General features: G+C 64.0%; 11 protein-coding genes and 1 riboswitch. Of the genes, 5 read left to right on the top strand and 6 right to left on the bottom strand.

The annotated features are described in order from the left end of the window. Positions 1 to 29 precede the first annotated feature (29 nt). Together L6D77_RS07500 and L6D77_RS07495 are read left to right on the top strand one after the other, a co-directional pair. Positions 30 to 581, top strand: a complete 552-nt coding sequence (locus L6D77_RS07500; protein WP_232882589.1) for a cytochrome b — start codon at positions 30 to 32, stop codon at positions 579 to 581. Positions 582 to 615: 34 nt separating this feature from the next. Beyond that, positions 616 to 1,194, top strand: coding sequence for a YceI family protein (locus L6D77_RS07495; protein ID WP_232882588.1), 579 nt, complete (start codon positions 616 to 618; stop codon positions 1,192 to 1,194). Positions 1,195 to 1,312: 118 nt separating this feature from the next. On the opposite strand, the gene L6D77_RS07490 is transcribed toward L6D77_RS07495, so the two are convergent. From L6D77_RS07490 to ahcY, 5 genes are all read right to left on the bottom strand, one after another. Further along, positions 1,313 to 3,223 (bottom strand): RNA helicase RhlE2, encoded by a 1,911-nt coding sequence (locus L6D77_RS07490; RefSeq protein WP_232882587.1) that lies wholly within the window; start codon positions 3,221 to 3,223, stop codon positions 1,313 to 1,315. A gap of 222 nt (positions 3,224 to 3,445) precedes the next feature. After that, the gene (locus L6D77_RS07485; protein ID WP_309295650.1) at positions 3,446 to 4,246 is read right to left on the bottom strand and encodes a substrate-binding periplasmic protein; all 801 of its coding nucleotides are present in this window, start codon (positions 4,244 to 4,246) and stop codon (positions 3,446 to 3,448) included. A 37-nt stretch (positions 4,247 to 4,283) separates the two neighbouring features. Continuing rightward, positions 4,284 to 5,360 carry a hypothetical protein gene (locus tag L6D77_RS07480; RefSeq protein ID WP_232882586.1) on the bottom strand — a complete coding sequence of 359 codons (1,077 nt, stop codon included), beginning with the start codon at positions 5,358 to 5,360 and terminating at the stop codon, positions 4,284 to 4,286. A gap of 78 nt (positions 5,361 to 5,438) precedes the next feature. Next, a complete protein-coding gene (gene metF, locus L6D77_RS07475; RefSeq protein WP_110994161.1) occupies positions 5,439 to 6,284 on the bottom strand; it encodes a methylenetetrahydrofolate reductase [NAD(P)H] in 846 nt (281 codons plus the stop codon). A gap of 141 nt (positions 6,285 to 6,425) precedes the next feature. Then, a complete protein-coding gene (gene ahcY / locus L6D77_RS07470; protein ID WP_232882585.1) occupies positions 6,426 to 7,835 on the bottom strand; it encodes an adenosylhomocysteinase in 1,410 nt (469 codons plus the stop codon). A gap of 21 nt (positions 7,836 to 7,856) precedes the next feature. After that, positions 7,857 to 7,952: riboswitch (S-adenosyl-L-homocysteine riboswitch) on the bottom strand. Positions 7,953 to 8,132: 180 nt separating this feature from the next. On the opposite strand from ahcY, the gene L6D77_RS07465 reads away from it, so the two are divergent. After that, positions 8,133 to 8,534: an acyl-CoA thioesterase gene (locus L6D77_RS07465; RefSeq protein WP_139673986.1), complete on the top strand. Its 402-nt coding sequence runs from the start codon at positions 8,133 to 8,135 to the stop codon at positions 8,532 to 8,534. A gap of 133 nt (positions 8,535 to 8,667) precedes the next feature. Here L6D77_RS07465 and L6D77_RS07460 read toward each other — a convergent pair whose 3' ends face one another. Continuing rightward, entirely contained in the window at positions 8,668 to 9,903 is a 1,236-nt protein-coding gene (locus L6D77_RS07460; protein WP_232882584.1) for a cation:proton antiporter, read from the bottom strand. Positions 9,904 to 10,206: 303 nt separating this feature from the next. Here L6D77_RS07460 and L6D77_RS07455 point away from each other — a divergent pair, with 303 nt between their 5' ends. Continuing rightward, positions 10,207 to 11,040, top strand: coding sequence for a DMT family transporter (locus tag L6D77_RS07455; protein WP_232882583.1), 834 nt, complete (start codon positions 10,207 to 10,209; stop codon positions 11,038 to 11,040). A 30-nt stretch (positions 11,041 to 11,070) separates the two neighbouring features. Further along, positions 11,071 to 11,457 carry an MAPEG family protein gene (locus L6D77_RS07450; protein ID WP_125860750.1) on the top strand — a complete coding sequence of 129 codons (387 nt, stop codon included), beginning with the start codon at positions 11,071 to 11,073 and terminating at the stop codon, positions 11,455 to 11,457. The last annotated feature ends 11 nt before the right edge of the window (positions 11,458 to 11,468 follow it).

Below are 11,468 nucleotides of genomic sequence, written 5' to 3'. Positions count from 1 at the left end.
GCACAGCTTTCACGGGGAAATACGCCAACATGCAACTGCGCAACTCATCTTCTCGCTATGGCCTGGTCAGCATCGTCCTGCACTGGGGTGTGGCGCTGGCGGTCTTCGGGTTGTTCGGCCTGGGGCTGTGGATGGTCGGTCTGGATTACTACGACCCGTGGCGCAAGTCCGGGCCGGACCTGCACAAGAGCATTGGCCTGGTGCTGCTGGGGGTGATGCTGCTGCGGGTGCTCTGGCGTTTCGTCAGCCCACCGCCGCCGGCACCGGCCAACCATGGCAAGGTGACGCGCCTGGCCGCCAAGCTTGGGCATCTGGCGCTGTACCTGGGGCTGTTCGCGGTGATGATTGCCGGTTACCTGATCTCCACCGCCGACGGCGTCGGTATCCCGGTATTCGAGCTGTTCGAGGTGCCGGCATTGATCAGCGACCTGCCTGACCAGGCCGACACTGCCGGGGTCATCCATCTGTGGCTGGCCTGGGGCCTGGTGATCTTTGCCGTGCTCCACGCGCTGGCGGCACTCAAGCACCATTTCATCGACCGTGACGCGACCCTGACCCGCATGCTGGGCCGCAAAGCTTGACTCTCAACCTCAATTGCAAAGGAAGGAAGTAAGGATGTTGAAAAAGACTTTTGCCGCTCTGGCGCTCGGTACCGCTCTGTTCACCGCCGGCCAGGCCATGGCCGCCGAATACAAGATCGACAAGGAAGGCCAGCACGCGTTCGTCGACTGGAAGATCAGCCACCTGGGCTACAGCTTCATCCACGGCACCTTCAAGGACTTCGACGGCAACTTCACCTGGGACAGCGCCAAGCCCGAGGCCAGCAAGATCAACGTCGACCTGAAAACCGCCAGCCTGTGGTCCAACCACGCCGAGCGTGACAAGCACATCGCCAGCAAAGACTTCCTGGATGTGAAGAAATACCCGGAAGCCAAGTTCGTCTCCACCAGCGTCAAGTCCACCGGTGAAAAGACCGCCGACGTGACCGGCGACCTGACCCTGCACGGCGTGACCAAGCCTGTGACCTTCAAGGCCACCTTCAACGGTGAGGGCAAGGACCCGTGGGGCGGCGAGCGTGCCGGCTTCAACGCCACCACCACCCTCAACCTGAATGACTTCGGCATCAAGGGCCCGGGCGCGACTTCCCAGACCCTGGACCTGGACATCAGCGTCGAAGGCGTGAAGCAGAAGTAATTCGTTGCACCGCAAATAAAAACGCCGCCCATTGGGCGGCGTTTTTGTTGGCGCTGCGTCTGCTTCATCGCCGGCAAGCCGGCTCCCACAGAGAGCCACCTTGCCAGCAGGCGGGTGATCAACCCTTGCGGGTCAACAGCGCCGGGCGCTCACCGCGTGGGCGGCTTGGCAGGTCATCCAGTTGCTCGGGCGTTGGGTAACGATCGAGCTTGGACTCCTTGCGGATGATGACCGGTGCCGGCTGCGAGTCGCGCGGATTGCGCACGGCCGGCTCTTGGCGGGCCGAATCGTCACGGCGGTTACGGCCAGCGTTGTTGTCGCGACGGGCGCCGCCATTGCTGCCGCCACCGTTACGGGCGCGTTTTTCGCCCGAGCCCTGGTTTTGGCCCTGGCCTTGGCGTTGCTGGCCATTGCTTCGGCCTTGGCCCTGAGCCTGGCCACCACCACTACGCTGACCTTGGCCTTGACCCTGGCCCCCCGTACCGCCTGGGCGGCGATTGCGGCCTTGGTTCTTGGCGTTCTGGTAGGGGCTGACGTAGTCGGCACGGTTACCGAAGTTGTCGATATCGTCGTCCAGGAACTCTTCGGGATCACGGTTGGCCGGCGCCGGTTGCGCGGCTTTCTGGCCTTGGCCGCCCTGCTGCTGGCGGGGTTTGCCATCGCGAGGCTTACGTTGGCGGCCCTGCTGTGGCTTGTCGTCGGCCTTGTCCTTGTCTGCGGACTTCTCGGCGGTCGACTTGCTCTTGCCTTGATCCTTGCCTTTGTCCTTGCGCCCACCGCTGCCTTCTTTCTTGGCGTCGCCACGGGCCTGCTGGTTACGGCCACCGCGCCCGGCGTTTGGCTGGCGCTCACGCACCTCTGGCTTTTCTGCCTCGACTTGCGAAGCATCGAAGCCCATCCAGTCGCCATCCGGGATCTTCTGCTTGGTGACGCGCTCGATGCTCTTGAGCAGCTTCTCTTCATCCGGGGCGACCATCGAGATGGCTTCGCCGGAACGGCCGGCACGGCCAGTACGGCCGATGCGGTGAACGTAGTCTTCCTCGACGTTGGGCAGCTCGAAGTTGACCACATGGGGCAGCTGGTCGATGTCCAGGCCGCGGGCGGCGATATCGGTGGCTACCAGTACGCGCACGGTGTTGGCCTTGAAGTCGGCCAGTGCCTTGGTGCGCGCGTTCTGGCTCTTGTTGCCATGGATCGCGGCAGCGGTCAGGCCGTGTTTTTCAAGGTACTCGGCCAGGCGGTTGGCGCCGTGCTTGGTGCGGGTGAACACCAGCACCTGCTCCCAGGCACCGAGGGTGATCAGGTGTGCCAGCAGCGCGCGCTTGTGGCTGGCGGGCAGGCGGTAGACGCGCTGCTCGATACGCTCGACGGTGGTGTTCGGCGGCGTGACCTCGATGCGCTCGGGGTTGTGCAGCAGCTTGTCGGCAAGGTCGGTGATGTCTTTGGAGAAGGTGGCCGAGAACAGCAGGTTCTGGCGCTTGGCCGGCAGGCGTGCCAGCACTTTCTTCACATCGTGGATGAAGCCCATGTCGAGCATGCGGTCGGCTTCGTCCAGCACCAGGATCTCGACGCGGGACAGGTCGACGCTGCCCTGGCCGGCCAGGTCGAGCAGGCGACCTGGGCAGGCCACCAGCACGTCAACGCCTTTGGCCATGGCCTGGACCTGCGGGTTCATGCCGACGCCGCCGAAGATGCAGGCGCTGATGAAGTTCAGGTCGCGGGCATAGACCTTGAAGCTGTCATGCACTTGCGCGGCCAGCTCACGGGTCGGGGTCAGCACCAGCACGCGTGGCTGGCGTGGGCCGTGGCGTTGCGATTTGTCGGGGTGGCCACCCGGGAACAGGCGCTCGAGAATAGGGAGCGCGAAGCCGCCGGTTTTACCTGTACCTGTCTGGGCGGCAACCATCAGGTCGCGGCCTTGCAACACGGCGGGAATGGCCCGCTGTTGCACTGGAGTGGGCTGGGTATAGCCCGCAGCTTCGATAGCGCGGACAAGTGCCTCGGAGAGACCGAGGGAAGCAAAGGACATGGGCAATCCTGTTCTCGTGGGGGCTAGGCCCTATGGGGTGTTCTGCCTGGCGCGACGGGCATCGGAGGGATGCGATCGCGTCCGGTCCAGCTGGGCGTTTACTGTGCATCCTGGAGGTGGCGGGTGGGCACTGTGTGTGCTGCGCCGCTGCTCGAGATGCCTGCAGTCAAGCCGAGCGTCCGGGCGTGAGCCGGGCGGGAAGGCCCGAGTATAACAGAGCAATCAGCGTGTGCTGCGTTCCTGCTGCTCAACGGCGAAAGGAATAGCGTCTTCGCCGATATAGCGCGCATTGATGGCGGCGTAGCCGGGCTCCTGCTTGAAGCGTCGCAGCTCATCGGAGAACGCCTGGGCCAGTTCCTCGCGGCCCGGCTTGCGGGCCAGGCCCAGGTATTGGGTCTGGCGGGCGATCACCAGTGGCAGCGCTTCGACCTGCTGCTCGAGCCCCAGCCTGCGGCTGAGGTAGCGCCCGACCTTGCGGTCGGTGATCAGCAGGTCGATACGCCCCAGCGCCAGCTTGCCGAAGTTGGCTTCGTGGCTGGGGGCCGATTCGCGGCGGAACAGCGTGGACTCATTGAAGGCATTGCCGTAGGCGTAACCTGGCGAGGTGCCCACGGTCAGGCCGGCGAGGTCCTCGAGTGCCTGCACGGCGTGGCGGCGGGTACGGGCCTGGTACAGCACGAACTCGACGTCGGACATCGGCTCGTCCGGGTAGACCATGTAGGCCTGGCGCGAGTCGACACGGAAGATGTCCATCACGCCGTCGGCCAGGCCTTGCTGGATCATCGCCAGGCAGCGTTTCCAGGGCATGAACTCCCATTGCACATCGACACCCAGGCGCTTGAACACTTCGCTGGTCACTTCATAGTCGATGCCCTTGGGCTGGCCGTTCTCCTGATAGAGATAAGGCGCCCAGTCGTCACTGACGATACGCAGGCGTTCGCTGTGAGCCAGCGGGCTCAGGCAGGCCAGCAGCAACAGGCACAAGGGGCGTAGCAGGCCGAGCAGGGCGCGGGGCAGGGTCAAGACTGGCTACCCCGCGATGGCGTGCCCGGCATGTCGATCAGCCCTGGTGCTGATTCAGCAGGTGGGACTCGACCTCGCCGTGGCGGCTGCCCAGTGACAGGCGCAGGCCGGGGTGGCGCAGGCAGCGCCGCAACTGCTCCGGGTCTGGCCGGCCATGACGCTGGCTGAGGTTCTCCAGGGCCTTGTCCCACCAGGCCGAGGCGCAGGCGCGGTCGAATTCATTGGCATACGGGTAGCAGCCGTACAGCAGTTCGCGGGCGAACTGCCGGTGCTGGCCGGGCAGCATGTAGGTCAACGCCTTGTAGCCCAGGCGGTGCAGGGCGGGTGGCCGTGGCAGCCGGTCGTTGACCAGCTGCACATCGGCCAGTGCCGCCTCGCTCAGCATGGCTTCGCCGTGCTTGCGCAGCCAGGCCTGGATCTTGGCGCGGAACTGGGCCTTGCGGCTCCAGTAGTGGTGGATGACGTCGGTGCACTCGGCGACCTTGAGCCTGCGATAGGCCGCCACCGCCAGGCAGAACTCCTCGAGGGTGTAGGCCTTGGGCGCGAGCGGGTGGAACTCGTCCATCATGGCGATGGACTGGTCGAGCAACGCCGCGTCGCTGGCGTTCAGGCCGATTACGCCGGAGTTGAGCAGTGGCATCTGCTCATCGGCCAGGCCGCGTTCCTTGAGGAGGCCCGCGAGGGTCTGGTGCAGCACGCAGTGTGGGTTGTCGCCGAAACGCCCGCCGATGGCGTTGCACAGCAGCGTGCCGGGCACGACACGGCGGAACAGCTGCATGGGCGAGGCGCGGAAGAAGGTGTCGGTGTCGATCAGCACCGCCAGCGGGTGCTGTTCGAGGACCTGGCGGATCAGCACGTGCTTGCTGCGAAAGTGATAACCGTGGGGCTGATTCCAGGCCTTGCGGGTGGCTTCGTCCAGCAGGTGGGCGGTAACCGGCAACTGGCGATAGGGCTCGAGGTTGTCGGTGTAGACCTGGATGTCGAGGGCTTCGCCGGGCGTGCTGCGCAGGTGCGCGAGGGCACTGACGATGCTGAAGCAGGCTTCCTGATGATAGGTGGCCGGGCCGAATGCCAGGTAGACAAGCTGAGGATTGGCGGAGACTGGGTGCTGCATACGGGCCATTAACCTATCGCACGGCAAAAGTGAAGAAGGCTTTAGCCTAAGCCAAAGCCTTCTTCATGGCGACGATTTTCAGCGCGGCAGCTTGAGGTTGTTCCAGATTGCCAGGCTCGGCTCGGCCTGGTTCAGGGTGTAGAAGTGCAGGCCCGGTGCGCCGCCTTGCAGCAGTTGTTCGCACATGCGGGTGATCACTTCTTCACCGAAGGCCTGGATGCTGGCGGTGTCGTCGGCATAGGCTTCCAGCTGCTTGCGGATCCAGCGCGGGATCTCGGCGCCGCAGGCGTCGGAGAAGCGCGCCAGCTTGCTGTAGTTGGTGATCGGCATGATGCCGGGCACCACCGGGATGTCCACGCCCAGCTTCTGTGCGCGCTCGACGAAGTAGAAGTAGCTGTCGGCGTTGAAGAAGTACTGGGTGATGGCGCTGTCGGCACCGGCCTTGACCTTGTGCACGAAATTGGCGAGATCGCTCTCGAAATTGCGTGCCTGTGGGTGCATCTCCGGGTAGGCAGCCACTTCCAGGTGGAAGTGATCGCCGGTTTCCTGGCGGATGAACTCGACCAGGTCGCTGGCGTAGCGCAGCTCGCCGCTGGCCATGCCCATGCCCGACGGCAGGTCGCCACGCAGGGCCACGATGCGCTTGATGCCGGCGGCCTGGTACTCGGCCAGCAGCGACCGCAGGTCGTCCTTGCTGTCGCCCACGCAGGACAGGTGCGGGGCGGCAGGCACCTTCACTTCGTTTTCCAGCTGCAGCACGGTGTTGAGCGTGCGGTCGCGGGTGGAGCCACCGGCACCGTAGGTGCAGGAGAAGAAGTCCGGGTTGTAGCTGGCCAGCTGGCGGGCGACGCCCATCAGCTTTTCGTGGCCGGCATCGGTCTTGGTGGGAAAGAACTCGAAACTGTAGCGGCGTTCTTGTGACATCACTCGTTCCTTCGGCAGTGGGCCATCGGCTGCTGCCTGCAAATAAAAGCCAGGGCGGTGGGGGCCGGCCTGGCTCGGACATCGGTTCGAAACGTTGCCTGCCGGCATCGGGCGTGTGCCCTGATGCCGGCATCCCGCCACTTAGTAGCGGTAGGCGTGCGGCTTGAACGGACCTTCGACGGTCACACCGATGTACTCAGCCTGCTGCGGGGTCAGCTGGGTGACCACGCCGCCGAAGCCGCGGACCATTTCCAGGGCCACTTCTTCGTCGAGTTTCTTCGGCAGCACTTCGACGGTCAGGCGCTCGGCTTTCTTCTCGGCCGACAGGTCGGCGTACTTCTGCTCGAACAGGAAGATCTGTGCCAGCACCTGGTTGGCGAACGAACCGTCCATGATGCGGCTTGGGTGGCCGGTGGCGTTGCCCAGGTTCACCAGGCGGCCTTCGGCCAGCAGGATCAGGTAGTCGTCGTTCTGCGGGTCGAAGTCGCCAGCGCCGGTGCGGTGGATCTTGTGCACCTGCGGCTTGACCTCTTCCCAGGCCCAGTTCTTGCGCATGAAGGCGGTGTCGATTTCGTTGTCGAAGTGGCCGATGTTGCACACCACGGCGCGCTTTTTCAGGGCCTTGAGCATGTTGGCGTCGCAGACGTTGACGTTACCGGTGGTGGTGACGATCAGGTCGATCTTGCCCAGCAGCGCTTTGTCGATGCTCGCTTCGGTACCGGTGTTGATACCGTCGATGAACGGCGAGACCAGCTCGAAGCCGTCCATGCAGGCCTGCATGGCGCAGATCGGGTCAACTTCGGAAACCTTGACGATCATGCCTTCCTGGCGCAGGGATTGGGCCGAGCCCTTGCCCACGTCACCGTAACCGATCACCAGGGCTTGCTTGCCCGACAGCAGGTGGTCGGTGCCACGCTTGATGGCGTCGTTCAGGCTGTGACGGCAGCCGTACTTGTTGTCGTTCTTGCTCTTGGTGACCGAGTCGTTGACGTTGATCGCCGGAACTTTCAGCTCGCCCTTGGCCAGCATGTCCAGCAGGCGGTGCACGCCGGTGGTGGTCTCTTCGGTCACGCCGTGGACGCGGTCCAGCACGGCCGGGTATTTCTTGTGCAGCAGTTCGGTCAGGTCGCCGCCGTCGTCGAGGATCATGTTGGCGTCCCATGGCTGGCCATCCTTGAGGATGGTCTGCTCCAGGCACCACTCGTACTCTTCTTCGGTTTCGCCTTTCCAGGCGAATACCGGGATACCGGCGGCAGCGATCGAGGCGGCGGCCTGGTCCTGGGTGGAGAAGATGTTGCAGGACGACCAGCGCACTTCGGCACCCAGGGCAACCAGGGTTTCGATCAGCACGGCGGTCTGGATGGTCATGTGGATGCAGCCCAGGATCTTCGCACCCTTGAGCGGTTGCTCGGCCAGGTACTTGCGACGCAGGCCCATCAGGGCTGGCATTTCCGATTCGGCGATGATGGTTTCGCGACGGCCCCAGGCGGCCAGGGAGATGTCGGCGACTTTGAAATCGGCAAAGCCGGCAGGCGTGTTTACAGCGCTCATGAAGAGCCTCCATTCGTAGTGTGCGAATGGGCGCCGTTGTGCGTTGAGCGTCCGCTTGGCGGACAACGCCCCAACCGAGCCTGACAGGACGAACCTGCTGCAGCGCCCCTCGGTCGGGTGGCGGGATGGCCACCGCTGCGGGGGGGCCATTTTGATCGGCAGCGATTATAGCCGTGCGCGTGTGACACACCCAAGACTTTCTGTCGATTAATCGCGACGATAGTCGATGTTCAATGGAGCGTGACCGGGCGGTCTGCCATCATTACCGCACGTCAAACAGGCAGGTCAGGAGTCACGATGAACTTTCACACCCGCAAATGGGTTAAACCCGAAGACCTCAACCCCAATGGCACCTTGTTCGGCGGTAGCCTGCTGCGCTGGATCGACGAGGAAGCGGCGATCTACGCCATCGTCCAGCTGGGCAACCAGCGTGTGGTGACCAAGTACATCTCCGAGATCAACTTCGTCAGCGCCTCGCGCCAGGGCGACATCATCGAGCTGGGCATCACTGCCACCGAGTTTGGCCGCACCTCCATCACCCTCAAGTGCGAAGTGCGCAACAAGATCACCCGCAGGGCCATCCTCACGGTGGACAAGATGGTGTTCGTCAACCTGGGTGAAGATGGCTTGCCGGCCGCCCATGGGCGTACCGAGATCAAGTACATCCAGGACCAGTTCCCGGATTCTGCGGTCGAGTGAACCGTCTTGGGGCTGCCATGCAGCCCTATCGCCGGCAAGCCGGCTCCCACAGGTACAGCGCATGCCTTTGACTTGCACAAGCCTGTGGGAGCTGGCTTGCCAGCGATAGGGCCGCACAGCGGCCCCGGCACTATCAAGGCTGGGCGCTGACCCTGCGCACCACCTTGCCCACCGTCAGGCCCTGAATCAGGATCGACGACAGCACCACGATGTAGGTGATCGACAGCAGCAGGTCGCGCTCTTCACCGATTGGCAACGACAAGGCCAATGCGACCGAAACGCCCCCGCGCAAGCCACCCCAGGTCAGCACGCGAATGGTGCCCTGCGGCACCGTGCGCCAACGGCGCAGCAGCACGATCGCCGGGGCCACGGTCAGCAGCCGCGAGGCCAGCACCGCCACCGCCAGCACGCCACCCGCCGCCAGGTGCAGCCAGTTGAATGGCAGCAGCAACAGCTCAAGGCCAATCAGGGCGAACAGCAGGGCGTTGAGCATGTCGTCGATCAGTTCCCAGAACCCGTCCATGTAGCGGCGGGTCATGTCGTTCATCGCCAGGTTACGCCCCAGGTTGCCGATGATCAGGCCGGCCACCACCATGGCAATCGGCGCCGACACGTGCAGCTCGTAGCACATTGCCGAACCGCCGATCACCAGCGCCAGGGTCAGCATCACCTCGACCTGGTATTGCTCGACGCTCTTGATCATGCGGTAGGTGGCGTAGCCGATCAGGCCGCCGAAGACCACGCCGCCAATGGCTTCACGGGCGAACAGCAGGGCCGTGTCGGCCACGCTGGGCGTCTCGCCCAACTGGATGATGCCCAGCAGCACGGTGAACACCACCACCGCGGTGCCGTCGTTGAACAGCGACTCGCCGACGATGGTGGTCTTCAGTGGTTTCGATGCGTTGGCGGTACGCAATGCGCCGAGCACGGCGATCGGGTCGGTGGGCGAAATCAGCGCGCCGAACAGCAGGCAGTAGATCAGTGGCACATTCCAACCGAACAGGCCGAACACCCAGTGCGCCAGGTAGCCGATCACCACGGTGGCGATCAGCACCCCGAGCGTGGCCAGCAGGCCGATCGGCCAGCGGTAGCTGCGCAGGTCGGCGAGGTTGACGTGCAGGGCGCCGGCAAACAGCAGGAACGCCAGCATCCAGTGCATCAACAGGTCGTTGAAATCGATCTGGTTCATCAGCCCTTCGACGCGTTCTTCAAGGCCGGGGAAGCCGATCAGGCTCAGGCCCTGGAGCATCAGGGAGAACAGCAGCGCCGTGACCATCACGCCGATGGCAGGTGGCAGGCCGATGAAGCGGTAATTCACATAGGTGAGGAGGGTGGTGAGGCAGATAAACGCGGCAACTAGTTCAAGCATCCCGAATCCTGTGACAGTGGCTTCCAAGTCGTTACCCGAATGGCTCGGGCAGTTCTTGGATGATCTGGCGCGGCGCTCGGGACACACCTTATGACCGGATTTGCAGAATTGGTTCCTGACATGGCCCTGTGGTGCTACCTGCAGGGCCCTGTCTTGTGAGACTTGCGCTGGCCTCATCGCCGGCAAGGCCGCTCCTACAATGATGTGTGCATCCTCTTTGAGTGGAGCTTGCCGGCGATGAGGCCAGTGCAGGCGTGTCGCTATATAGTGATCGCCACAAAACCAAGACAAGGACCCCAAGGCGTGCTGGCAACTTCACTCGTTCTGATCGCAGCCCTGCTGCACGCCACCTGGAACACCCTCATCAAATTCAGCGCCGAGCGCCTGCTGGTGATCGCCAGCATGGACCTGGTGGCGCTGGTGTTCGCGGTGCTGGCCGTGGCCTTCGTCGAGTTCCCGCCGGGCGAGATCTGGCCCTGGCTGCTGGCCTCGGCGCTGGCCGAGCAACTGTATCGGGTGCTGCTGATCAAGGCCTACCGGGTCGGTGACCTGGGCCTGGTCTACCCTCTGATGCGCGGGCTGTCGCCGTTGGTGGTGCTGGGGTTGACCCTGGCCTTTGCCGGGGAGTCGCTCAGCCAGCAGCAGATCATCGGCATCCTGTTGATCCCCTGCGGCATGGCCTGCCTGCTGTGGCAGGGCGGGGGTGGCGATCGGTTGCCCTGGTCGATGCTGCCGGTGGTAGCGCTGATCGGCCTGTGCATCGGCTGCTACACCTGGTTCGACGGCCAGGCCGTGCGCCTGTGGGGCAAGCCGCTGGACTACCTGGTATGGCTGACCCTGCTCAGTGCCTGGCCGTTTCCGCTGCTGGCCGGCGTCGCCCGGCGCGCGCCGTTCGTGCTGTTCTGGCGTACCCAGTGGCGCCTGGGCCTGGCGGTTGGCGTGTGCGTACTGTTGAGCTATGCCCTGGTGCTGTGGGCCATGCACCTGGGGTCGGTGGCCGAGGCGGCGGCGCTGCGTGAACTCAGCGTAATCCTGGTGGTGCTGCTGGGCATGCGCTACCTCAAAGAACCTTTTGGCGGGCCAAGACTCCTAGCTTGCGGGCTGGTGCTGGCGGGCATGCTGGTGATGAAGCTCTGACCGATCATTTTTGAACAAGGAGTCCTGTCCATGACCGTAGCCCTGTGGTGCATCCTGATTGCCCTGGTCCTGCCGCCGCTGTGTGCGTTGATCGCCAAAGTGAGCAGTGGGCGCTTCGGCCTGCGCGACAACCATGATCCGCGGGCCTTCCTCGACACGCTGTCCGGGCTGCCGCGACGTGCCCATGCGGCACAGCAGAATGGTTATGAGGCGTTCCCGGCGTTTGCCGCGGCGGTGCTGGTGGCGGATATCGTCGGCAACGCCGAGCAGGTGACCCAGGATGTGCTGGGGGTGATGTATATCACCAGCCGCCTGCTGTACATCATCTGCTACCTGGCCGACTGGGCGGCGCTGCGCTCGATCGTGTGGTTCGCCGGGCTGGCGTTGATCGTGGCGTTCTTTGTCGTGTCGGTCTGATACTGGGTCGA

The organism is Pseudomonas parasichuanensis (assembly GCF_021601385.1).
In the GTDB taxonomy this organism is placed as follows: Bacteria; Pseudomonadota; Gammaproteobacteria; order Pseudomonadales; family Pseudomonadaceae; genus Aquipseudomonas; species Aquipseudomonas parasichuanensis.
The sequence above is the reverse complement of the archived record's forward strand: the minus strand, read 5'-3'. Positions and strand labels throughout refer to the sequence as shown.